Raw genomic sequence first — 25521 nt, 5'->3', positions numbered from 1 at the left:
TTTCCTGCTAAACTTCCTGTTCAATGTTTAATGTTTAATTTACAAATTACATTATAAATCAATTTATTATGCACTGAACATTGGGTTGATTTTACTTTGGGGACACAGCTGCGTACACAGTTTGAATCGCTAGCACTACCCCAAAATAGACCAACTTGATCTAAGCCCATCCAAATACGGATGGGCTTTTTCTTCTTTATCCACCGGCTTTAAACATGAAATCAGCGGTTGGCAAGCAAAAAATCTATGTTATGAAGGGGAAGCTGAACGACATTGTTACTTGCTGATGTCTGCTGTTTGGCCAGCCACACCAGATCACAGATGCCATCTGTTGGCTCGAATGCGGTGGGTGCATGCAACAGAATTTCTCTTACCTGCTGATGGTCAAAATGATGGCAGGCGTCGTCCAGCGCAGCTAGCATAGTGCGCAGCTGCTTCCATGGGAGCCAGCGCTCTTGGGCCATCATGATCCTCGGATGCTCAGTCCCTCGGGCATCATCACCGATGAGCAGTTCTTCATAGAGCTTTTCACCCGGTCGTAATCCAGTCACCTCGATAGCGATATCCCCATCGGGCCTTTGTTCATCACGCAAGGTAAGTCCGCTGAGCCTGATCATGCGCTTAGCCAAATCCATGATCCTCACCGGTTGCCCCATATCCAGCACAAAGACATCCCCGCCCTCCCCCATGGCACCCGCTTGGATCACCAACTGGGCCGCCTCCGGAATCGTCATAAAGTAACGAATGATGTCGGGATGCGTTAGGGTAATTGGCCCCCCCTTGTTTATCTGCTGTCTAAACAATGGAACCACGGAACCGGAAGAACCCAATACATTTCCAAAGCGAACCATACAAAAGCGAGTATTGTGTTTTTCACGTGTCAAAGCCTGCAAGTAAGTATTCACCGGAACAGTATTGACACAGGAAAAATGAGACGATCGTCTCTTGATCCCACTTTCCTGCTTGCTTGATCCTGCTCCTTAGATACGCTCCCCCCATGAGCAAAAACACCATGCATTCCGCGGGAATGCCCACCACTCTGGAGCAGGCCAACGAGCTGATTTATAAGCTCCTCGACCGCATCGCCGAGCTGGAGGACCGCCTCAATCAGCACAGCGGCAACTCCTCCAAGCCGCCTTCCAGCGACGGCCCCGGTGCACCGCCGCCGGCCCGCAAGCGTCCGGCGTCCGGCAAGCAACGGGGGGCGCAGCCCGGTCACAAGGGACATCGCCGCGAGCGGCATCCGCTTGATGCCCGCCTGACCCTGGTCCCGCATTACCCTGCCGCCGATTGCGCTTGCTGTGGCGGGGACATGGTGGCCCATGCCAAACCCTATCAGGTTCATCAGGTGTTCGAGCTGCCCGAGGTGAGCTATCTCGTCACCGAACACCAACTGTATCGTGCGACCTGCTCACGGTGTATCGGCACGACCCAGGCCGCACTGCCAGACAACGTCAGCAGCAGCCAGATGGGGGCCAATCTGCTCAGCTACATCGCGCTGCAAAGCGGCCAGTTTCACCAGAGCGTCAGCCAGATACAGCAGCAGCTCAAACAGCATTTCGGCCTGAGTTTTAGCCGGGGCGCCATCAGTGAGGCGCAGGGGCGGGTGAGTGCCATGCTCACCCCGACCTACCAGGCCATCAAGCAGCAGGTGCAGACGGCCACCCACGTTCATGCCGATGAGACCCGGCATCAGCGGGGTGGAGAGCGCCGCTGGATGTGGCTGGCGCTGAGCAAGATAGCCGTCTGCTTCATGACGGCCTATGGCCGTGGTCAGGAGGCGGCCAAGCGGCTGCTGGGCGCCGAGTTTGACGGGGTGCTGGTGACCGACCAGTACGCCGGCTACCGGTTTATCGACGCCGACCAGCGGCAACTGTGCTGGGCCCACGTGGCCCGCAATCTCGCGGCCATCGCCGAGAGTAGCGAGCAGTGCAACCAGCCCATCGGTGCCCGGTTGGTCTTGCTGGCGGATGCGGTGTTTCGTACCCGGCACCGTTGGGAAAGCGGTGCGTTGAGCAAGCAGAAATACCTGCGCAGGCTCGCGCGTTACCGGCAAAGCTGGCGAAGCCAGTTGGAGCGCGGCGCCCTGTTGTGCAGCAAACGCTACCGTGGACGATGCCAGTTGCTGCTGCGGGATGACGAGATGCTGTGGCGGTTTATGACTGACGACGAAATAGCGCTGACCAACAACGAGGCGGAGCGGGCGCTGCGTGGCTATGTGCTCTGGCGCAAGGGTAGCTACGGCGTGTGGTCTCACCGGGGCGAGCTGTTTCGCCAGCGCATCCTGTCGTTGGTGGAGACCGGCAAGCGATTGGGCCGCTGCCCACAGGAGTGGTTGAGGGCCGTGGTCAGGGCGTGCATCGAGAAGACAGATTATCCCATCCCGGCAGAACTGATGCCGTCAACCCCGTCCTGGTGAATAGATACGCCTGCAATACCAACTCGGCCAGCCGCTTGCTCGCTCCCATGGTATTTGTCGGGCGAACCGCTTTATCCGTTGAGATCAGTACGAAGGTTTCAACGTCCGCCTCAATAGCTGCCTGAGCGGCATAAAGAGTGCCAAATACATTGTTGCGAACACCTTCGATGATGTTGAACTCAACCAGCGGTACATGTTTATAGGCGGCCGCATGGTAGACGGTCTGGATACGAAAGCTCTGCATCACTGTCCTTAAGGCGATGCTGGCGCTGCACTGACCCCAATAACGGGACCAGCTTAGTTTCGATGCCTTCTCGGTGACACTGTTCATGCAGATCTTTATGCAAAACATAAAGGGCGTATTCAGTTAGCTCGAACAATACCAGAGTGGATGGACGACACCGCAAAATCTGCCGACACAACTCGGAGCCAATGGATCCTCCAGCACCGGTAACCATGACAGCCTTGCCGGCTATGTTGGCTTCCAACAATCCGCTCACCGGTTCTACCGGATCTCTACCTAGCAGATCGTCGATGGACACCTCCTTGAGCTGATCAATGCGGGCAGAGCCATTGACCAGATCAGCCATCCCGGGGATGGATAAAACTTCACATGAGAGGGATTCAAGCCCATTGATCACTTCCTGGCGTCGAGCCCTTGTACTACTCGGCATGGCCAACAAGATCTTCTGCACCCCGTGGTGGTCAATCAGGGTTGGAAGTTGGGCACTATTGTAGACAGTACACCCTTGGATCACGCAGCCCTGTTTAGCAGGGTCATCGTCAACAAAGGCAACAGGATAAAATTCATTGCCTTGCAGCAAAGCCATTTGCAACTGACGCCCGGAAGAACCAGCACCGTAGATCAATACTTGGGTACGCGCCAAACGAGTGGTATTCAAAAGCGCCCGAAAAAACAGCCGCACACCACCGACAAGCAGCACCAGAAATGAGAAGTAGATGATCGGTACGGTTCTAGGTAGGAATATATCGAAGTAAAACGCCGAAATGACAAAGAAGCTGGCCGAAAGAAATGCACCCAGTGAGATTGTCCAGAACACCCGAAAACTAACGTATCGCAATACCGCTTTATATAGGCCCAAGCGAATAAATAAGCCGATACTGACGGCAATAATGGCACTTAAAAGGGCCCAGTGATGAGGGCTGTCGATTGGCCAGCCCCGCTCTAGTCTGATCCAGTATGCCCCCCAGAATGCCATCGTGATCAAGATGATATCTACAATGACTGAGACTGCTCGTTTGCTGGCGCGCGACAACGAGCCTAGGCACATCAGTAACCAGTTACCACCAGGAATAATCCGATTTCTCACTCTGGTACTCCTGCATTCAAGTGATACGCAAGATAGGCTAACGGTAAGTAGGCTATGGCCAAACCGATGACCCCATCGAGATAGCCCAATGCAATCATGGCCGCGATCGGAGCAAGCCAGATGCTATTTATGAGAAGCACAGCCAATGTCACGTTTCGATGGTTATTCCAGCGTCTCACCAAATATTGATAAGCATGGGTGCGATGAGCCTCACTCAGGCGACACCGCAGGCGATAGCGATTCAGCAAGGTCCAGGTGGTATCGACCACAAAAACCCCAAGCATGACGAGCCATGCCCAGAGAAATTGGGGCGCAGAGGCGGCATCAAGCAGCATCAAGGAAGCCAGCATCAAGCCAAGAAAACCACTGCCACCATCCCCCATAAAGATCGTTGCCGGTGGAAAATTCCAGCACAGAAAACCTGCAGCAGAGATCCCCAGCAGCAGAGTCAAAGCCGCGCTCGCCCATGACGCCCCCACTAGATGATGGAATAACACCATGAACAGGCAGACGATAACAGCCTCTCCCGCCGCTAGGCCGTCGATCCCATCCATAAAGTTGTAAAGATTGATAAACCAGATCACTCCCAACCAAGCAAAAACATAACCAAACCAGGCGAGATCTAGCTGCCAGCCCCAAAAGCTCAGTTCTGGCAAGCCATCAACAGCAAATACCACCAAAGCTGCCGCAATGCTCTGCACAATCAGGCGAGTTCTGGGCTTGAGAGATGTGTGATCATCGATAAAACCAACCAGTGCAATGCCCAAGGCCGCAGCCCATATCAATGCGAAACTGCCATAGGATATGCCAAGCGAGATCGGTATCAGGGCGAAAACCAGAGGCACGGCCAGCAGAAAGGTCGTGACGATGGCCATTCCGCCACCTCGCGGTGTTGGTACCTGATGCGAACTGCGATGATTGGGTTGGTCAAGCAAGCGGGTCTGGGCGTAGCGCCTGAGCAGGCCGGTCATGGTGATTGAGAGAAAAAGACAAAACATCAACAACAAAACAAATGCCAGCATCAAGACGACTCACTATGGATCGACGCCATCAGAGATAGGGTCTGAGAGAGCGAATAGGGTGCCGACCATTGTAATCGCCTCTGAGCCTTACCGGTATCCATTTCCAGAGAGTCATAAATCCGTTGCAGTTTGGAATCAATCCCCAAACAACGGCCAAGCCCTCTTATCACTCCAGGTGGGAGATAAAACAGCCGACAAGCAACCCCTTCTGCATCAGCAATCGCCGCCAACAACTGCGATGTCGACACCGCGACCGGATCTGCAACCAGAAAGACTTGGTTCACTGCGGCAGGATGTTCCATCGCATGGGCAATGAAGTCACACAGATTAGGCAACGCCAACAGGCTGCGCGCATTATTCAAACGGGCAAAAGGGAGCGGGATCCCTTTGCGCACCCACGTCATCATGCTGGCAAAGTTAGCCTTCACCCCTTCCCCGTAAATAAGAGGAGGACGAATGATGGTTACCGCCATACCACACTCTTTCGCGAGTGCCATCAGCCCCTGCTCCGCCTCATACTTCGAGCGTCCATAGGGATCTTCTGGCGGACTCTGCACATTCTCATCAAATGGCTTGCCTGGCTCGGTGTGCTCGCCATTCACTTTGATCGAGCTAATAAAGATGAAGCGCTTCACCCCTGCCTCAGCAGCCTGCCGAGCAAGCGTGAGGGTGCCCTCTGTATTCACCGCTCGAAAAGCCGCCAGGGGATCTGTCGCGGTATCTGACATCACATGCACCCTAGCTGCACAGTGAACAACCACATCCACTTGTTGCAATTGGGCTGTCCAGTTGGCATCCGCAGTCAAAGAGGGAGCCTGAACCTGGTACGAAGCAAGCGGGGGACTTCGCACCGCACCTTTCACATTAGCCCCCAGACTAAGCAGGTGTTGACAGACCGCCTTGCCTACAAATCCGTTGGCACCTGTTACCAAGACTGTACTTTTGATATCTGCCATTACCACCAACGCCAACCGTGAATATTGAAGAAAGTCACCATGGAACGCCCAAACATCCAGATATGACGCCAGCCTTTGCGCGATGCATGACCACCGTGATGGACAACCTTCACCTGAGGGACATAAGCAATCCGGCTGATCTTTCCTGCCCGCAAACTGATGTCAAAATCTTCAAAATAGAGGAAGAAGCGAGGGTCAAACCCTCCGAGCTGCTGCAGAATATCTGTGCGAAACAGCATAAAACAACCACTGACAATGGGTGGATCCCACAGCACGTCATGATTATTAAGCTGATCTGCCATCTCATATTTTGCCAAGCGCGTCTGAAATAACTTCTTCACAAACGCGGGAGCAAAACCGCGCAGCAATAAATCAAATACGGTTGGATAGCGTTTGCAAAGCCCCTGTACCTCACCATCTTCCCATGTAGCGAAAGGCGTCAATAATCCGCAATCCGGATGTTGCTCCATAAATTCAAACGCATTTTTCAGTGCATCTGGAGCAACTTCAAGATCAGGATTGAGGATAAGGTGGTATTTTAAACTGCTATCATATCGCATGGATTGGTTGTGTGCGATCCCAAAGCCAGGGTTATCATCACGGCCAATATATTTTATTGAGTTAAAGAATTGGATGGATTCTATATATTCTTTAATTTCTTTTGATGGTTGACTACTATTATCAATAACAACTAGGTTAGTGGATAAATCATGATAATTAAATGAGTTCAACGCATCAAAAAACTTATCAAAAACCGTACCTAACAATATCTTATCAGGATTAAATAACACCATTGATATTAAGAGCAACGTTGAAAAACCTCATCAAACAACACAGCGAAACGATCACTCCATCTGGGCACTCTTGCTTTCATATGGTCATGCGCGAAAAATAATGTCCCGCTAGGTATAGAATAATGACAATTGCTTTTATTTATAATCTCTCTATGATGCCAAACCATTTCGCCAAAGTTAGTCGAGAGAATAGGTATTTCTGCAAGCGCATATTCGTAGTATTTTACTGGATCAACAAACCGGGTAATCTCGTTGATAACAAAAGGGATGATTGCCACATCAAATTTCGAGATTTCTGACATGACTTGACTATGAGGTATGGCACCTTTCAAAATAACATTTTTTGGCAAACATGTCGGGAGTCTGCTCTTGACAGGGCCAAATAGATGAACAGATGATGTTGGATTTAAATTGGCTAGCTCTATTACCCATTTCCAATCAAACCAACTAGCAATCGTCCCAATGTAACCAAAAACATGCCCCTGACTTTTGTCAACATCTTGCTCTTTAGTTACCCCATCAGCACAGGCATTTAAAACTAGCAACTTTTTATCATGAATAAACTTGTCATATAACTCATGGCTAGAACACATTATGATATCAACCTCTTTGATGAGATTAGCTTCCATTAGAGCCATGTGTGTTCTAGATAGGCCATGATAAAAAGATGGAAAGTCATCCATAGCATCATAACAGGAGAAGTCCCAGCCTCTTGCCTTGAGTAAGGCAAGAGAAAGGCGACATGGCTTACCTATAACAATACCAGCCTTTTCCGTTCCGACAAACTCAAGAATTGAGTTAATTAACTTATTAATACGACTACCATTGAAGAAATAAAATAATATTTCAATAGGTTCTAAAGGCATTAAAGAACCAGCCGAAACAATCTGCACATGCTCTATGTTTGCAAGACCTGATGGTTCCGGGGCATGGCGCCCCGGAAGAATATCTCCAAAATTAGGAAATCGGCTTGGATATGGCTCAACCCATAGTAACTCATCAACTCCATACTTAACTGCCATTTTCGCAAAAAAGTGGGGACGTTGATTTATACTACGCCAAGGTACAGGTGATATATATACTAGTCTCATATTGGCTTGCTATTAAAGTAATTTCTTACTATTTCTACAATACGCTTGCTAGCATTACCATCGCCATAAGGCGATGCACCAATTGCCATCTTATCGTATGCAACTCTATCGGATAGTAACTGAGATGCCTCACGAACAATATCTATTGTCTCTGTACCTATTAATCTGACAACCCCCTCTGTTACGGCTTCAGGACGCTCTGTGTCACGACGCAAAACCAGTACAGGCTTACCAAGCGCCGGAGCTTCCTCTTGAACACCACCTGAATCCGTAAGGATAAGGTATGCGGACTTCATCGCTGTCACAAATGGACCATAGTCAAATGGCGAAACTAGCTGTATACGCTCATGGCCACGAAGATAACGGTCAGTAACCTCACGGACATTCGGGTTGGGATGCACAGGGAAAAGCACATAAATATCTTCGTGCTTTTCTATTAGCTCCAAAATCGCCTTACAAATATTTACTATTGGTTGACCAAAGTTCTCTCTTCGATGAGATGTTACTAATACAATTCGCTTATCTTTAGGAATCTCGATACCAAGATTAAAGTCGGTCTTGGCTGTTTCCAGTAGTGCATCAATAACTGTGTTTCCAGTTACAATAATCTGCTCTTGTGAAATTCCCTCACGAAGCAGATTTTCTCTGGAAACGGATGTTGGTGCAAAATGCAAGCATGCCAAGTGGCCAGCTAGAACTCGATTTGCCTCTTCAGGGAAAGGAGAATATAGATCATGAGTTCTTAGCCCAGCCTCCAGATGCGCAAATGGTATCTTTTTGTAAAAGCATGCAAGAGCGGTAACAAACACTGTTGTTGTATCACCCTGAGCTATAACCATGTCGGGCTTTGCCTCATCCAGCGTTTTATCTATGCTCAACATTAGACGTGATGTCAGCTCTGGTAGCGTTTGTCCCGGAGTCATCACATTAAGGTCATAGTCCGCTTGAATATTGAATAGGGCAAAAGCTTGATCTAACAAATCACGATGCTGAGCCGTTGCCAGAACAATAACATCAAAGTCATCAGCTTTCTGCAAAGCTTTAACCACTGGTGCCATCTTAATTGCTTCTGGCCGGGTTCCAACAACACACATTATTCTTTTCATACATGCTCCACTTACATAATTTCTTGCCAATCTAACATAAACTTATCAGATGAAAATGTATTCCTCAGTAAGAGCATTTTCTCGTAGGCCTGAATATAATTATCAGCTACTGATGCTAATTTTAGACACAAGTCTGTACTATCCCCCAAATTATAAGTAAATTCATCAGAGTAATCTCCGACTAGCTCTTTATGGGCATCAATATCAGATAACAGCACAGGTATCCCCATACAAATTGCTTCCGCTGCAGATAAACCGAAGGATTCACCAACAGAACATGAAACAAAAATACCTCTTGATTTGTGGATCGAAAAGAGTAATTTTTCACTTTTTGAAAAACTTATCTCAGGCAATATAAGCACACGCCCCTCAAGCCCCCTATAAGATATTTCACTAAAAATATCAATATCTGCACCAAGAGGTCCACATAAAATCATAAAGTATTCATTTCTTCTCTCTTGATTTAATTTATAAAAAGCATCCAAGGCCTCAAGTGGATTCTTGTGCTTATCAAGTCTAGAAAAGAATAATATTGGCTTTAAACTATAGCAACTAAAAATATATTCATAAAGTTCATCACTCGGTACATCAACTATATCCCAGGGCACGAAATTTTGTATCGTTAATATTTTATGTTTATTTTTTCCATTTATAGATAAAAAATCTGCTAATTTTCTCTTGAAAAGAACTGAAGGAACAATGATCCCACAACATGATATTGGTAGTCTGGTAAGATAATCCCAGCCATGCTTATAAGTAGTATGACATTCTACATAATATTTTATTTTATTCGTATCACAAAAATCTATTGCCGCCTCGAAATCAATACAAAATACACAGTCGTAATTTCCATCTCTAAGAGCAGACAAATCACTGACCTTAGCCTTACACAAGGAAGACAACCCATAGTCATCCATAACCTTATTCAAGGGTGCCAATCCACCAGAATCATGAGTAAATATAATATCAATACAATTAACAACTATTTTTTTATTTCTTGAAAAAGCAAGAACTCGATTAATCAGAACTCTTTCAACACCACCAAATGTAGCCCATGGATATACAAATGCAATTTTATTCATGGTCATATAGACGTCCTATTCTTTTATTTTTTGAGATTTTTTCCATATATTCAAATCTAGCATGCCATGATGTTTTCAGTAAGAATTCATTTATGTCTTTTTTATTAACTCTGAGTTTCAGCTCATCTATATTAACTTGTTCAAGTCGTTCTTTATCAACATCAACAACAACCGTATTTGGATATGATGACAAATGTTCTATTCCAGTAACAATTACATCAAGACCAAAAAACAAATATTCATATATTTTTATCGGATCAACAGCTTGTGACAACTTTCCCTTCTTAAATGGGATGAGACCAATGGACCAATGCTTGATATGCTTATGCAGATCCTTTGGATAAACCTTCCCATGAAAAAATATATTACTGTGCTTTTTGAGTGCGTCATGAATATAATCAGGCTCGCCATAGCCAATAATATGAATTTCATATTCTTTATTATCCAATGCCAATCTAAATATAAAATTCCAATCAAACCATGCATCTGTGAGATGGCCTACGTAACCAATTTTTTTTGCATTTCTATCGGCGATGAATTTATTATCGCCAAGTACTATTTCAGAATATCCATTACCAAGAACATCTATATCTTCTCTAATGAATGAAAATTTCTCTTTCAAAGAGGGTGCAACACAAAATACGCTATCAGCCGATAGAAGTATTCCTTCCTCTATGTCTTTTTTATACCAAGGCGCCTGACCTGCGAGATTAAACTCCTCCCACTCATCCATTATGTCATATACAATAGAGAAATTATTTCTGCGTAAAACATATGAAATATCGAGGAATATTTTTGCTGGCATAGTAATCAAAAATATTGCTTCACCAAAGTAATAGTTTATATTGCTTACAGCGTTCGTAAACTCATACAATGGAACCTGATATACCTTGTCATAAACTAAACCACATCCTTTACTAAGTTTTTCATTGGGAGACCATTGCCAGGCAACAAATAACACAGTAAATCCTAGAGCTGAAAACTCTTTCGCTGCATTAATAGGCCTCTGATTTACAAGTTCATCAAATTCAAACCCACAAGGAACAATTAATAATTTAGAACTATTTTTAGCCGCCAATAACCAATCTGGCTCACATACAGAGCATTCTTCCGTCGTGACATCTTGATACAAGTTAATATTTGATGCATTGCTAAGTAATTTCTTTTGGACATATCGATGTCTATACCTATCAAGCTTCAGTCTTAACCATTCAGGTAAAGACCAATACATGTTTTTTAGGGCTACATATCTTTTGTTTTTATCAAAAAGCCATTTTATATTTAAAAATAAGGATTTCATTCTATTAATCTTTATGGATTTATTTTTAACATTCTTATGTTCTAAATAAGAGTGAAAAGTCTTCAATGAGGCTTCAATTCTTGACAGCTTCTCTGCCACTCCCTCATTATGAAATTTATTAGTGATATTAGCATCATGAAGTCGTTGTGACATAGTCTCTTCGAGGTCATGGATTCGCTGGTATAAGTGGTCAATATTTCTACGAGTTGCGTACGTATATATCCCACCTAAAAAAATAGGTGAGGATATATACGACTCATCACTAGCGTTAGTTAAATTACTTGATTGTAGGTAATAATACAATGAATACAGCACTTCTGGTGCGGTAGTATCAACCTGACCTAGTTTAGTTAAATACGATGGCAATACTTTATTCACATCATAATTACAAACTTCAATTTCGTCTAAAATTTTTATATTAGTTAAATCACGCTCAAAATCCTCTTCCTCTATCGTACGTAATGATCGTCCTGAAAAATTACAAGTTTTAGCTTTTTCAAAAAGAGCGTTATTAATAATACCTTTGACACCATCGTAACCGACCAAAACAGATGGCATTCCAGCTATAATGCCCTCTAAAAGTGCTCTACCCATACCAGCCATACCAAAATATTTTTCAAAAAGCTCTGATGGTTTCGCAACTTCACCAATAATATTAACCCATAATAACTCATGAGATTTTATGTAATCAATTAATTCATCTAAAACAGGTCCATTACCAATGATGTCGACCTCATAAATTTGATTAGACTTAGATGCTAATTCTATAAAATGTATGATACCTGGTAACTTCTGAGCATCAATACGGCTTACGACTACCCATTTTTGTTTTGAGACATGAGCTATATTTTTATCATTCCTGCCTTTATTATTTAATTCATTAAAATCAAAAAAGTTAGGTAATATCATTCCATCTCTTCTAAAAAATGGCTCTGATATGAACTTCATTTCTTCGGATACATATAAAGTTAAATCAACAGAACAGCCTATTATATACCTTAGAAGATCGTTATATGATGTACCAGAGAAGGATGTTATCGTGCTTGGACCATGCACAGTTAAAACTAGTTTCTTGTTCTCTAATTTTGCAGCGAATACAGACGGAATTATACTACCAAATGGGTGAGCATGTACTACATCAATATTTTGCTCTCGAATGATATTTCTTAACTCATCAATTGTTTTAAGTAATTCATCCAAAGAGTTATTATGTGAAAGTTTTAGACCACAGTAATATTTATCAATTGATGCGTGTACTACCTTGTTTTCATTCGATTCCCCCGTAGCCAAATACAGCTTACAGTCTTTTCCATGTAACCAAGATGACATTGTCTCTATATATGTTTCCACACCACCATGTCTATAGCTTTCACTAACCATTAATATTCTATACATACTTCCTCTTTATTATGATGCTTTCAGAGAAACGTTAACGGGCAATGCTGCTATTCCCGACATGGTGGTTTTACCATGGAAAACCTTCATAATTAATACATCAGTTTTTTTATCTAAATACCGCATATCAGCATGACTGATTGACTCCGCTATTGCTAGCGTTACAAAATATGTTCCCTCACATAAATTTAAATTCAAAGCAAACTTGGCTATTGCTTTTTCACCAGCTCGCAGGTTATGGATGTTCATGTTATGATACAAGGTACTTGTTCCAAACACTGATACACCTTCGATAGTTCTAATTAGTATGCCTGCCTGCAGCTCATTAATATTTCCTAGAGAAGATATTTCAAACTCTACACTTGCGACTTCGCCGACACGATAAACCTCGCAGGGATTACTATTAGCATCGTAACATCCCCACTTAGTTATAAGCGCATCATTACTAAGTGATTCATTAGCATGATCAGAAATATCATCATTAATAACTGGCCGTGTCTCTTCTGGAACATTGACGACATTGGGTGAGGATATTTCATTTGGCAATAGCGAATTCAAATATCTAGCATATGTTTTTTCATCTGAGTAAAGTAACGCATGGTATTGATCGACAATTTCTTTTGCTGCTCCGATACCCTCAACATTACCTTTATTCAGTAAAACTGCTCTCTGACAGAATTTCTCTACAGTAGACGTTGAATGTGTAACTAACAATATCGAGCACCCATTTTCACGTAATGACTCTATATACTCAAAACATTTTCTTTGAAATTTTTCATCACCTACTGCAAGAGCCTCATCCACTATTAGTACATCAGGCTTAATGCATGCTTGTACAGCAAATGCTAACCTCACAGCCATACCACTAGAATATGTTTTAACGGGTTGATCAATATGATCACCGATATCTGCAAATGATTCAATTTCAGAAAACTTACCCTTCATTTGCTCATGAGTAAAACCTAAAATAGAACCATTTAGATATACATTTTCACGCCCAGTAAATTCAGGATTGAATCCAGAACCTAGTTCAAGTAATGCAGCTAGACGACCATTAACATTTACATCACCATCTGTTGGATTTAACGTGCCAGCAATGATTTGTAGCAATGTACTCTTACCACTTCCATTTCGACCCAATATACCAACTGTTTCTCCTTTATTGACTTCAAATGTAACATTTTTTAATGCTAAAAATTCTTTATGCTTTTCTTTTTTAATAGAAAAAAGACTTAATAGCCTTTCAAATGGACTTGAAAACATGTCATATTTTTTTGAAATATCTTTAACACTTATTGCTATGTTATTAGATGACATCAGCAAAGCCCTTCTTTGTAATCAAAAACCAAATATAACCAAATACCATAGTTAACAATGAAATAGCTGTGTATAAGAAAAACTCAAATATATTTAGTCCATTACCGAATATCATCAGATCTCTAGCTGACTCAACTATAAATGTAAGGGGACTGAGCTTCATAAATACCTGATATGATTCTGGCAACATTGATACAGGATAAAATATAGGGGATAAATACATCAACACCATTACTGCAACACCAACAATCTGAGTTACATCTCTTACATATACAGAAAGTGAAGATAAAAACCATGACAACCCTAGGACCATCATGGCAAAAGGAATGAAAATTAACGGCATTAATATAAATGTCGCATGTGGCATACCAAAGAATATGATATAAAAAATAATCCACACAATGAGACTAATAACAAAATGAAAGAAAGAAGACAGTAGAGATACTATAGGTAATATTTCTATTGGGAAAACTACTTTTTTAACGTAATTTACATTGGATGTAATTAAAGTTGGAGCTCTTGATATGCAATCAGAAAAAAGATTAAAAAATATAAGGCCACAAAATAAAACTAAAGCAAACTCCGTTTTAGAGCCTTCACCTCCAGACCATCTAGCTTGAAATACAACACTAAAAACAAATGTATATACAGTTAACATTAACAGAGGAAATATAAATGACCACAGGACTCCGATCAAGGAACCTTTGTATTTAGATGCTATATCTCTTTTAGTTAATGATACAATAAGATTCCAGTTTTTAACAAACAAGAAAATAAACTTTAAAATTAAATCTTTCATCTTAAGATCCAAGGTCGAAATCTGGTGCTGTTTTGTCTTTATCCGAAATAATAAGGGTATGCACTTCCCCCCAGCTAATATTTAGCTTTCTATCATCCCATCTAATGGCTCTCTCATATTTTGGGTTATAATAATTTGTTGTCTTATATTGGACTTCAGCAAAGTTTGACCTAACATAAAATCCATGAGCAAACCCTTCCGGGATCCATAACTGCCTCTTGTTTTCTCCAGAAAGATGAATGCCAACCCATTGCCCGAAGGTTGGTGAGCTGTTGCGAATATCTACTGCAACATCAAATACTTCACCCGCCACGCAGCGTACCAGTTTGCCCTGAGCATGAGGAGACAACTGATAGTGTAAACCACGTAGAACCCCTTTCGAAGATTTGGAGTGATTATCCTGCACGAAATTCACCGAATATCCTACCGCCTCTTCAAATAGCTTGTGATTGAAACTCTCGAAGAAAAAACCTCGTTCATCAAAAAATACTTTTGGTTCAAAAATATGCACATCTGGAATCGCAGTCTTGATTATATTCATTTTTCTATCCACATATAATTCAATCTTATGGGGGTAATATTTTTCTTCCCCTCTGTATCACATCAGGCATTATCAATCATCCTTAATAGATATTCCCCATAAGCATTCTTTGCACATAGTTTAGCCAGCTTACGAACCTGCTCAGTACCTATAAACTTTTGGCGAAAAGCGATTTCTTCTGGGCAGGCCACTTTCAACCCCTGACGAGTCTCAATAGTCTTAATAAAGTTACTCGCTTCAATCATGCTCTCGTGGGTTCCGGTATCAAGCCAGGCATAACCACGGCCCATCATGGCCACCGACAGATTGCCTTGCTCCAGATAGGTACGGTTTACATCGGTGATTTCCAGCTCACCACGCGGCGAGGGCTTCAGGCTCTTAGCTATCTCCACCACGCTGTTGTCGTAGAAATAAAGACCTGTCACCGCATAGTTGCTCTTGGGCTCCAGTGGTTTCTCTTCCAGTGAAATAGCGGTGCCTTGCTTATCAAATTCCACCACCCCATAACGCTCAGGGTCATGCACATGGTAGGCAAAGACGGTTGCACCACTGTCTTTACTTGCTGCCGCTTCCAGTTGTTTCTGCAGGTCGTGGCCATAGAAGATGTTGTCGCCCAGCACCAGTGCACAGGGGTCTGAACCGATGAACTCTTCGCCCAGAATAAAGGCCTGTGCCAACCCGTCCGGACTTGACTGCACCTTGTATTGCAAATTCAGGCCCCACTGGCTGCCATCCCCCAGCAGTTGCTCAAAACGGGGGGTATCTTGCGGGGTACTGATGATCAAAATATCCCGAATACCCGCCAGCATCAGGGTGCTCAGCGGATAGTAGATCATCGGCTTGTCATAGATGGGCAGCAGCTGCTTGCTCACAGCCATGGTGACTGGATAGAGACGGGTGCCAGAGCCACCGGCCAGAATAATGCCTTTACGTTTGGTCATGATGCTTGTTTCTTATTTTTAAATTGCAAAAGAGGAGGTGGCTTGTGGCCACACCTTTCTGCTTTATCCCTGTCAACCAGAGATGTATTCAGTACATCCCTGGCCTGTGATTTACTTGCCGAGGATCTCGGTCAACATCCGCTCTACACCGACGGTCCAGTCCGGCAGTACCAGATCGAAGGTGCGCTGGAATTTGCTGGTATCCAAGCGGGAGTTATGAGGGCGTTTGGCCGGGGTCGGGAAGGCGCTGGTCGGCACTGCATTGAGCTGTGTCACCGCCAGTTCAACCCCGGCCTCTCTGGCTTTGGCAAACACCAGTTGGGCGTAGTCAAACCAAGTGGTGGTACCGGAGGCAATCAGATGGTATAGCCCGGCAACCTCTGGTCTGCTCTGCGCCATGCGGAGCGCATGAGCGGTGCAATCTGCCAGCAATTCGGCACCGGTCGGGGCACCGAACTGGTCATTGATGACCGACATCTCGCTACGCTCCTTGCCAAAACGCAGCATGGTCTTGGCAAAGTTGGTGCCACGGGCAGCGTAGACCCAGCTGGTGCGGAAGATCAGGTGGCGCGAGCACAGGGCTGCAGCCTGCTCACCCGCCAGCTTGGTCTCGCCGTAGACGTTGAGCGGAGCGGTCGCATTGGTTTCAAGCCAAGGGCGCTCACCACTGCCATCGAACACATAGTCGGTGGAGTAATGCACCAACCAGGCACCCAATGCTTCCGCTTCTTTGGCTATCGCTGTCACGCTGGTGGCGTTGAGCAGCTCGGCAAACTCCCGCTCGCTCTCGGCTTTGTCGACCGCCGTATGCGCAGCTGCGTTCACAATCACATCCGGTTTGACCAGACGTACCGTCTCGGCCACGCCCGCCGGATTGCTGAAATCGCCGCAATAGTCGGTGGAGTCAAAATCAACAGCGGTGATGCGCCCCAGCGGCGCCAGTGCACGCTGCAACTCCCAGCCAACCTGGCCGGTTTTACCAAACAGCAGAATATGCATCAGGCACGCTCCCCGTAGTTCTGTTCGATCCAGGATTGGTAGGCACCGCTCTTGACGTTGTCCACCCACTGCTGGTTATCCAGGTACCACTGCACAGTTTTGCGAATGCCGGACTCGAAGGTCTCTTGCGGCTGCCAATCAAGCTCGGCACTCATCTTGCTGGCGTCGATGGCATAGCGGCGATCGTGACCGGGGCGATCCGCCACATAGGTGATTTGATCGCGGTAAGAGCTCGTTTTCGGCACCATCTCGTCGAGCAGATCACACACGGTATGCACCACGTCCAGGTTCTGCTTCTCGTTGTGGCCGCCAATGTTGTAGGTCTCACCCACCACACCAGTGGTCACCACCTTGTAGAGCGCGCGAGCGTGATCTTCGACATAAAGCCAATCGCGGATTTGATCGCCCTTGCCATAGACCGGCAGCGGCTTACCATCCAGGGCGTTGAGGATCACCAGCGGGATCAACTTCTCGGGGAAGTGATAAGGGCCGTAGTTGTTGGAGCAGTTGGTGACGATGGTTGGCAAACCGTAGGTACGGCGCCAGGCGCGCACCAGATGGTCGCTGGAAGCCTTGGAGGCAGAGTAGGGGCTGCTAGGAGCATAAGGAGTGGTTTCGGTAAATAGCGGCAGCGGCTCACCGGAGACCCATTCATCCGGATGGGGCAGATCGCCATACACCTCATCGGTGGAGATATGGTGGAAGCGGAAGGCCGCCTTGCGCCCCGAGTCCAGACCGTTCCAATAGGCACGCGTCGCCTCCAGCAACATATAGGTGCCGACGATATTGGTTTCGATGAAATCGGCGGGGCCAGTGATGGAGCGATCAACATGGCTCTCTGCGGCCAGATGCATGACGGCATCCGGCTGGTGAGCAGCAAACACTCGATCAAGCTCCGCACGGTTGCAAATATCAACTTGCTCAAACGCATAACGCTCACTATCGGATATGCAGCCCAAGGACTCCAAATTCCCGGCGTAGGTCAGTTTATCGAGATTGATAACAGAATCTTGAGTATCACGGATGATGTGCCGTACAACGGCAGAACCGATAAATCCAGCGCCACCGGTAACAAGAATTTTCATAGATAGGCTATCTCATGAGAAAAGTTGATATTTAATTGATGCGGACTGACGCGAAACAGCAAGCAACAGAACTGCACCTCCCCCCCCTACAGCTCGAGCCAAAGAGCGCCGTATGAGCCTGAAAATATCCAAATTGAAGACGCGATCCCTCTGATGAGCGCTAACGAACGCCATGGCTACCGCCCTTGGGTTACAGCCCCCAGCCTGCTGCTTTTAACCACATTGTTCACACTGTTAGTCATCATGACTTCCAGTCATTACTTTGTCTTGGCTGCGTGCATAGTGATGAAATCTGGTGAATTAATCGTGAATTGGTGTACGCACTGCCGACCCGATCTGGGCTCGAATTCTATCCCGTTTTCCCCGACGATGAAAAGAATTCTATGGTTGGTGCAATTTGAGATTTGTCGCTGTGCACAGGGCAGGGCGGGAGCACACTTTGTTGATCTTTTAACCAAAGAATAACTGAGCCCGATAGTCGTCATTCCAGCCGGCTCTTTTTAGCTTGTTTCTCTGACTTCGAGCACCACAATTGCTCTGTTTTACGATATTCAATACGAACCGCCGGAATAGCGCCATATTCTCGACCGCATCCTCCATCGCTATCCTGGAAGCATCCTCGTTGAACACCACATCAAGAATGTAATGCTGGCTGTGGTGAGTAGACCACGGGAACCTCCCCCGCAGCCTCTCGCAGAACGGTACGTGAACCTCTCAATTCATACCGCTCCCATCAGGAAAACCGACCTACCATTCCTGCCCGCCAATGGGCAAACAGTCGCGGGCTCTTCGTTGCTATTCCTTCCAGAAATTTTAACGTCCGAGTCTTGTGCCGACGCAGCGTTTTGTATTTTCGCCGCGCCCACCTTATCAGGGCTTTGTTTATGTGTCGAAATAGTGAATATAATGCTGAACGATTATAACGTCCGTAGTAGCCAATCCAGCCATTTATGATCGGATTCAGCCAACCTCCTAGTTGCGCTATGTTCAACTCTGTTCTGCTACGTACTTTCAACACTTTGATCTTGCGTCTCATCGCTTTTAACGCAACTTTGCTCACCGCTGGCGTAAAGCTAACAAACAGGCTATTACGTTTGCGGTTCTTCACCACCCGTCTTCTGAATGTATAACCCAGAAAATCGAAGCTGGTGTGTTCATAGTTGCCTTTTCGGCTACCATCTTTGCAGTAAACAATCTTTGTTTTCTCTGGGTGCAGTTCTAGTCCACATGCTATAAATCGCTCTCGAAGTACTTCTAGCATGTGTTTCGCTTCTGACTCACTACGGCAGTGCACCAATCCATCATCAGCATATCGACACCACGGTATGTTGGGATAGTGCTGTTGTAGCCACTTTTCAAATACATAGTGCATAAATAAATTGGCTAATAATGGACTAATAACACCTCCTTGCGGTGTTCCCTGGGTTCGTGCTCTGACTTCTCCGTCTGGCATCACCATCGGTGCCGTCAGCCAGCGCTGGATATATAACCTGATCCAGGTGGTCGGTTGATGTTTATCCACCGCTTTGAGCAAGAGCTCATGAGGAATGTTATCGAACAGACCTTTAATATCAAATTCCAGAACCCAGTTATAAGACCAGCAACGCTTCCTCGTGATCCCGATCGCATCCAATGCCGATTTCCCTGGCCTATAACCATACGAATCTGGCAGAAAATGGGGTTCAACTTTCGGTTCGAAAGCCATTTTGACCACCATTTGTGCGATACGATCGCTTACGCTCGGGATCCCCAGTATGCGCTCACCACCTGACTTTTTCGGGATGGCCACCGCTTTAACTGGCGCTGGACAATAACTACCCGAAGACAGTCGATTCCAGAGCTTATATAGATTGTTTTTCCTGTTTTTATCAAAGTCGGCTATTGACTGCTGATCTATCCCTGCCGCACCTGCATTGGCTTTCACCAGTTCATACGCTCTGACTACTTGCCATTTATCAATGGTAAATGGTTTTGTCTTCGTTACTGCTTCCTCCTGATCTGTGATCAGTTGAGCACATGCCAAAGACGTCCTGACGCTACCCCTTCGCTCCACGCTCATTACAAGCGCTTCCTCGCTACTACGAGTAGCTCCGCCCCAGTGCCATGCCTCGGTACTCTCACACTTGCCAATTCAGTGGCTTGCATTTCTCCCTTAAACATCATGACGACTGGTTCCCGCAGTTCCCAAGAAAAGCCCGATACTAAGTCACGCCCACTATACGCCGGACACCGCCTGCGCAGCATTCGGAATTCACTCGCAGACTTATCCCAGAAGATAGAAACGCCTCTGGTTTTGATGTCAGTCTCTGGCTTACGACGCGTCCACATGGGTTCGGGTTAACTCGTCTCTTTAGTATCATACCTGCCGAACTTACGTTCGTGCTTTGACCTCAACGCTCACCACCACGACTCTTTATCGCAGCAGCTTGAGGTGGTTTGAAGCCAGCTTCCGACAGCAGACTTCGGTGGGCCTACCACCATCTTTCCTTGAGCTTATGCTACATAACTTACACACATCCTTATGCTGCAAATTTATGTGCCTGCGGCACACTCTCTATCCGCCAGTGCTGCCGTATATAGTGCCCTAGCAGCTTGTGCTTGGGGGATAACGAGCTGACATAGTAAGAGGTATCTACCGTTCCTTTTCCGTTGGCGCTGCGGTGACGCTCAACGGCAATGATGCTGCGGATTGTCGGCCATATCTCCGTCAACTCTGGCGGTAATTTGGCTTTTAATTGAAACACATAGCGCTCTTCCTGGCGGCCATGTCCACTCTCTTTGTGCTCGACGACAATCTTCTCTTTCTGGGCGTCAAACAGTGACTGGAATTGCGATTGAACCGCTTGATACAGCTTCGGTTGATTATTCTTGACCTGTACCACTACATGAGCCTTCTTCTCGCTGATTTTCTCCAGTGTCTCACGCTGACAATGCAACGCATCGAGTGTGACAACGGCTCCTTTTAGCTCAAGAATGTCCAGCATATCTTTGACGGTTTCGATTTCCCCCTTCTTGTTAGGGGTTGCTTTCTGGCTTAACACCAGACCATTTTCGGTATCGTAAGCCGTGACCAACTGAAGCGCATCCTTGGCATTTCCCCGAAAGGAGCCGCGTAACACCTTGCCATCAAAGGCAATGATGGGTTTGCCCTGATGAGTGCGCTGTTCATTGACCCAGCACAGCAACGCTTCAAGCAAGGTATCGATGACAATGCAGCGCAGAATGCGGGCAACCGTGTGACGCCGCGGGATGCCGTTGGCAAAGGGGCGATGCTGACGGAGCCAATCGATCTTTGAATCGCCATAGGTTTCGATGTCATTCCAGCCCTCGGCACCACTCATGATGGCACTGATGACAAGGAACATGACATCAACCAGGTTATGTTTACGATTGATCTCAGAGCGAGTTTCTTCGACAAGGGTAAGGTGTTCAATCAACGTCATAGCGCGTGCCTCCTGCATGGAGACTCGATTAGATCACAGACGATCTGCCTGTTCAAATTTCATTAACAAAGTGCGATCCCGCCCTGATGGCACGATGACGGCAGAGCAGATCAAGGCCATCCCAATGTTCGTGGGGAAAATGGGGGATGATGGCTTTATTGGTGACCTCGAAAAGACTGACTCCAAGGTATTCTTTAGCAGCTTCCGAAACATGGCAACGTTGTTTGCTACAGGCGACTTGAAGATGAACATTCTGGCCATGATTGCCAAGTTCGAGAAATCAGAGGGCGGCGAATACCGAAACCAAGCCATGACGCGAGCGGTGCGAGGCCATCCCACCACGATCAAGTTCTCAGATACCCTCATCAAAGAAGTTAAGGCAAAACTAGCCGAGCTTGATGGTGATGTGAACAAGCTGGTTCTGAATGACCTGATGCAGCAATACAACAATAACTCCGGCTTTCGGTTACCCATTTTCAACTCAGCGGCTGATAAGGTGCAGGGCCTGACGATTGCGGTTAACGATGTCTGGGCCGGAAAGGCTGAAATCACGACATATGAAAAGTATGGAGACTTCTACAAGGGGACGATCAAAGTAACGTTATATGACCACTTCGGTCTCGATTATCCCGATATTGGCCCTGACCCCACGACCGGAAGAGTCAAATTCTACGGCCTTGCGTCCGGTTTCAGAAGCTGTGTTTGTTCTTCAACACTACGAGCGCTTTGCCTACAAGCCTTTTTTGACCGTCATTGAGCTCAACTATCCATTCCAAGGGGAACTAAAGTGAGCGCCGCAGTGAAGAGAGAGAGAACATGGGTATTCGTGTTATTCATGCTCTATCACCTCTTGAACACATCCATCCTGTTTGTTCAGCCTGTCTATGATTGGTTCAATGATGAATACTCACTGACTGGACTATATGCTCTGCTCATGCCCTATCTCTGGGGCTTGATAACGCTACTTGGTACAATTTTGTTCTTGGCTGATCACTCTTGGAAATACTTGGCTGGTAATCTACTTGGCGGATCTGTCCTTCTCTTCTGGTGGCTTAGATTGGTGTACCAATATTAATATTGACGTCATGATGCGTACCATCTGGCATACGGATGAATAGACTCAGCCGACAGTCATGATTCTCAACCGACCTTTTAAGCGATGACAAACTGTCGAGAACATCGGCATCAATTTCAGGAACATCATCTCGCCCCAAGCTTAGAAAGCAGTTTGGTCACACTGATACAAACCAGCTGCCCTTCGGCAAGATCCTTGGTTCTCTGGGCAACCTCGGGTGATCACAGGTGCGGGATGGGTCAGACAACTGCCCAGTAGTGGTCGCAGATTCCCAACCGCTAATTTTTGCAGCCCATAATCCGAATCGGGTCATACATGGGATTCAGCACTGCTTTAATCATCGACTAAAGCAGTAGGGCCTTGTTGATCAAATCCAAGGCTGGGACAGCCGTGCCCCAACCCACGGTTGTTGCTTAGTTGAGCGGCTGACGCACAGGCATACCAAGGCCAAGGACCTTGTTCATGACTTTCACCCCGGCCAAGATCTCGCCCACCTGCGCGTTGTAGCTGCGCAGGCTCAGCTTCGGTCTGATGAGCTGCTTGAAGCGATACATGGAGGTCTCGGCTTTTGAGCGCTGGTGATAACCGGAATCCCTTTTCCATTGCTTCAGTTCACCGGCCTTGAGCGCAGTAACCGCCTCGTTGCGGGGATGACCATCCTCCCAGAGCCCGGCATTCTTTCTTGGTGGGATGCTGGCCTTGGCGCCCTTCTTTTGCAGTAGCGCATGGCAGGCTCTGGTGTCATAGGCGCCATCGGCACTGACCTGTTCAATCTTGCGTCGCAGCGGATTGAGCAGCGTCGGCAGCACCTCGTTATCTGCCACGGTTTCCAGGCTGACTTCGGCTGCGACGACCGCATGGGTGGTCGCATCCACTGCCAGGTGAAGTTTGCGCCAGACTCGGCGCTTCGCCTTACCATGCTTGCGAATTTTCCATTCGCCCTCGCCATAGACCTTGAGCCCGGTGGCATCAATAACCAAGTGGGCAACCGGGCCTTGGCTCGGTAGGCGATACTTGATTTCGACCGTCTTAGCACGCTTGCTGATGCAGCTGTAGTCCGGCGACTGTAACGGCACCTTCATCAGCTTGAACAGCGAGTTGATGAAGCCCTCCAAGGCACGCAGCGGTAGCTTGAATACTCCCTTGAGCATCAGCGCGGTCTCAATGGCGGAATCACTGTAGTGAAAGCCTCGCCCTCGGCGACCGTGGTGGGTTTGGCAATGCCACTGCTGGATGGCTTGCTCATCCATCCAGACGGTCAACGAACCACGTTGCACCAAGGCTTGGTTGTACTGTTTCCAGTTGCTGATCTTGTGCTTGGACTTGCCCATCTGGCGCTCTGTCTGGTTGCTCTCAACGATCAGATCACGGCTGAGCCAGATAGTTCCCTGATTTGAGCAACAACGCCAAGCAGTAGCCACAAAAGTGTATATAAAAGTGACTACAAACCAACAGCAATGATGACAATCCCTTTTATTATAAGACTCCGACGCCATATTTACCGTTCAACGTCTAAATTAAAATTATAGATTACTTTCAATGACATGCGATCACAAGGCGCAGCCATTATTAGTTTGAGTACACTTTTGCGTACACACTAGGCAACGCTAGGCATGCATAATTGTTATCAAAAGGGCCTATCTAAAATCTGATAGGCCCTTCTCTTTCCCTGATCCCACCTTACTTCCTTTTGAGTCCCACCTTTCAATTTGTACACCACAGTGCAGCCACAGCGCGCATTCCATAGCTACAAATCAGAGAAGCAAATAAGTCTCATTTCAATTAATTTCAGATATATATTATCTCCATGAACCTACCCAAGGGACTGCTCTGTGCAGTCCCTTTTTCATTGGAGATTTATCATGGCTCACCTGATCGATACGATGGCCTACACCGGTCAAACACCCTGGCATGGCCTTGGCAATATTTTGCCCCCGCAACAATCTCTCGATATCTGGCTACAGGCAGCCGGGATGGATTGGACCATCGAGCAGAGCGACGTGATGTTTAACGTCGCCTCCGATGCACTGCATATCCGCCCCTACAGCGACAGCAAAGTGCTGTATCGCTCCGATACCCTCGCCCCCCTGTCGGTGGTCTCAAGTCGCTACAACGTGGTACAGCCTCATGAGGTGCTGCACTTCTATCAAGACCTGGTGGAAGCCGGTGGTTTTGAGCTGGAAACAGCAGGCTCGCTCAAAGGTGGCCGCAAGCTGTGGGCTCTGGCTAAAACAGGTCAGGACCTAAAACTCAAAGGCAATGACTTGGTAAAGTCCTATCTGCTGCTGGCGACCAGTTGCGACGGCACACTCTGCACCACGGCGCAGTTCACCTCGCTGCGAGTAGTCTGCAACAACACCCTGCAGATGGCACTGCGCAGCGCTACCGGAGCCATCAAGGTGCCCCACTCCACTCAGTTCGATGCGGCGACCGTCAAAGAGTCGCTCGGGCTGGGGCTCTCCCATTGGGATGAGTTCAAGGCACAGACCAAGGCGCTGGCACAGCGGCCCGTCGCCCCCGAAGAGGCGCTGCGCTTTTTCAGCGATCTGTTGGCGCAACCGCTCGATGAGGAGAACATCATCCTCACCAAGCCGGTACAACGGCTGCATGAGCTCTATCAGGGCGCAGGCATGGGCTCAGAACTTGTCAGCTCCCGCAATACCGCCTGGGGGCTGGTCAATGCGGTAACGGAATACGTGGATCACCACCGCCGCGCTCGCAGCCAAGATCACCGGCTCGATTCCGCTTGGTTCGGTCAGGGAGCACAACTCAAGTCCCAAGCCCTGAATCAGGCCCTCACCCTACTGCAGTAATTCCGCTTCCCC

The 25521-nt window shown here is 46.7% G+C and carries 18 protein-coding genes and 4 pseudogenes; 3 read left to right on the top strand and 19 right to left on the bottom strand.

The annotated features are described in order from the left end of the window. Positions 1-221: 221 nt before the first annotated feature. Positions 222-893, bottom strand: a pseudogene (locus H7R73_RS07145) (polysaccharide biosynthesis protein); the annotation flags it as partial. A gap of 104 nt (positions 894-997) precedes the next feature. Here H7R73_RS07145 and H7R73_RS07140 point away from each other — a divergent pair. Beyond that, positions 998-2419 (top strand): IS66-like element ISKpn15 family transposase, encoded by a 1422-nt coding sequence (locus H7R73_RS07140; RefSeq protein WP_043155065.1) that lies wholly within the window; start codon positions 998-1000, stop codon positions 2417-2419. A gap of 7 nt (positions 2420-2426) precedes the next feature. On the opposite strand, the pseudogene H7R73_RS07135 reads toward H7R73_RS07140, so the two are convergent. The 17 genes and pseudogenes from H7R73_RS07135 to H7R73_RS07055 all read right to left on the bottom strand — a co-directional run. After that, positions 2427-3711, bottom strand: a pseudogene (locus H7R73_RS07135) (polysaccharide biosynthesis protein); the annotation flags it as partial. Between the two features lie 35 nt (positions 3712-3746). After that, positions 3747-4772, bottom strand: a complete 1026-nt coding sequence (locus tag H7R73_RS07130; protein ID WP_096106367.1) for an MraY family glycosyltransferase — start codon at positions 4770-4772, stop codon at positions 3747-3749. Next, complete coding sequence (locus H7R73_RS07125) at positions 4772-5728, bottom strand: UDP-glucose 4-epimerase family protein (RefSeq protein WP_096106368.1); 957 nt, start codon at positions 5726-5728, stop codon at positions 4772-4774. Before H7R73_RS07125 ends, H7R73_RS07130 begins: the two co-directional genes overlap by 1 nt. Beyond that, on the bottom strand, positions 5728-6522 hold the full coding sequence (locus H7R73_RS07120; RefSeq protein WP_213092095.1) for a glycosyltransferase: 795 nt from the start codon (positions 6520-6522) through the stop codon (positions 5728-5730). Before H7R73_RS07120 ends, H7R73_RS07125 begins: the two co-directional genes overlap by 1 nt. A 5-nt stretch (positions 6523-6527) precedes the next feature. After that, a complete protein-coding gene (locus H7R73_RS07115; protein WP_197971173.1) occupies positions 6528-7613 on the bottom strand; it encodes a glycosyl transferase in 1086 nt (361 codons plus the stop codon). Next, positions 7610-8719 carry a non-hydrolyzing UDP-N-acetylglucosamine 2-epimerase gene (wecB, locus tag H7R73_RS07110; protein WP_096106370.1) on the bottom strand — a complete coding sequence of 370 codons (1110 nt, stop codon included), beginning with the start codon at positions 8717-8719 and terminating at the stop codon, positions 7610-7612. The genes H7R73_RS07115 and wecB overlap by 4 nt, the downstream gene beginning before the upstream one ends. Positions 8720-8730: 11 nt before the next feature. After that, positions 8731-9807 (bottom strand): glycosyltransferase family 4 protein, encoded by a 1077-nt coding sequence (locus tag H7R73_RS07105; protein ID WP_096106371.1) that lies wholly within the window; start codon positions 9805-9807, stop codon positions 8731-8733. Then, on the bottom strand, positions 9794-12496 hold the full coding sequence (locus tag H7R73_RS07100; protein WP_096106372.1) for a glycosyltransferase family 4 protein: 2703 nt from the start codon (positions 12494-12496) through the stop codon (positions 9794-9796). Before H7R73_RS07100 ends, H7R73_RS07105 begins: the two co-directional genes overlap by 14 nt. 12 nt (positions 12497-12508) lie before the next feature. Continuing rightward, a complete protein-coding gene (locus tag H7R73_RS07095; protein WP_096106373.1) occupies positions 12509-13813 on the bottom strand; it encodes an ABC transporter ATP-binding protein in 1305 nt (434 codons plus the stop codon). Continuing rightward, entirely contained in the window at positions 13803-14612 is an 810-nt protein-coding gene (locus H7R73_RS07090) for an ABC transporter permease (protein ID WP_080756316.1), read from the bottom strand. Before H7R73_RS07090 ends, H7R73_RS07095 begins: the two co-directional genes overlap by 11 nt. A 1-nt stretch (position 14613) precedes the next feature. Further along, a complete protein-coding gene (rfbC, locus tag H7R73_RS07085; protein ID WP_096106374.1) occupies positions 14614-15153 on the bottom strand; it encodes a dTDP-4-dehydrorhamnose 3,5-epimerase in 540 nt (179 codons plus the stop codon). A 62-nt stretch (positions 15154-15215) separates the two neighbouring features. Beyond that, entirely contained in the window at positions 15216-16094 is an 879-nt protein-coding gene (rfbA, locus tag H7R73_RS07080; protein WP_096106375.1) for a glucose-1-phosphate thymidylyltransferase RfbA, read from the bottom strand. Between the two features lie 111 nt (positions 16095-16205). Next, complete coding sequence (gene rfbD, locus H7R73_RS07075; protein WP_096106376.1) at positions 16206-17093, bottom strand: dTDP-4-dehydrorhamnose reductase; 888 nt, start codon at positions 17091-17093, stop codon at positions 16206-16208. Beyond that, entirely contained in the window at positions 17093-18178 is a 1086-nt protein-coding gene (gene rfbB, locus H7R73_RS07070) for a dTDP-glucose 4,6-dehydratase (protein WP_096106377.1), read from the bottom strand. Before rfbB ends, rfbD begins: the two co-directional genes overlap by 1 nt. Before the next feature lie 450 nt (positions 18179-18628). Next, a pseudogene (locus tag H7R73_RS07065) lies at positions 18629-18847 on the bottom strand (transposase); the annotation flags it as partial. A 64-nt stretch (positions 18848-18911) separates the two neighbouring features. Next, positions 18912-20237 carry a group II intron reverse transcriptase/maturase gene (ltrA, locus tag H7R73_RS07060; RefSeq protein WP_096106378.1) on the bottom strand — a complete coding sequence of 442 codons (1326 nt, stop codon included), beginning with the start codon at positions 20235-20237 and terminating at the stop codon, positions 18912-18914. Positions 20238-20727: 490 nt separating this feature from the next. Then, positions 20728-21621 (bottom strand): annotated as a pseudogene (locus H7R73_RS07055) (ISAs1 family transposase); the annotation flags it as partial. A gap of 94 nt (positions 21622-21715) precedes the next feature. On the opposite strand from H7R73_RS07055, the gene H7R73_RS07050 reads away from it, so the two are divergent. Beyond that, positions 21716-22378: a DUF3289 family protein gene (locus H7R73_RS07050; RefSeq protein ID WP_213092096.1), complete on the top strand. Its 663-nt coding sequence runs from the start codon at positions 21716-21718 to the stop codon at positions 22376-22378. A 731-nt stretch (positions 22379-23109) separates the two neighbouring features. Here the strand turns inward: H7R73_RS07050 and H7R73_RS07045 are convergent. Beyond that, a complete protein-coding gene (locus H7R73_RS07045) occupies positions 23110-24027 on the bottom strand; it encodes an IS5 family transposase (protein WP_096106381.1) in 918 nt (305 codons plus the stop codon). Between the two features lie 531 nt (positions 24028-24558). Here H7R73_RS07045 and H7R73_RS07040 point away from each other — a divergent pair. Then, complete coding sequence (locus tag H7R73_RS07040) at positions 24559-25509, top strand: DUF932 domain-containing protein (RefSeq protein ID WP_182951592.1); 951 nt, start codon at positions 24559-24561, stop codon at positions 25507-25509. The last annotated feature ends 12 nt before the right edge of the window (positions 25510-25521 follow it).

The sequence above is a fragment of the Aeromonas sp. WP2-W18-CRE-05 genome (assembly GCF_014168615.1).
In the GTDB taxonomy this organism is placed as follows: Bacteria; Pseudomonadota; Gammaproteobacteria; order Enterobacterales; family Aeromonadaceae; genus Aeromonas; species Aeromonas caviae.
This window is presented reverse-complemented; position numbering and strand designations above follow the sequence as displayed.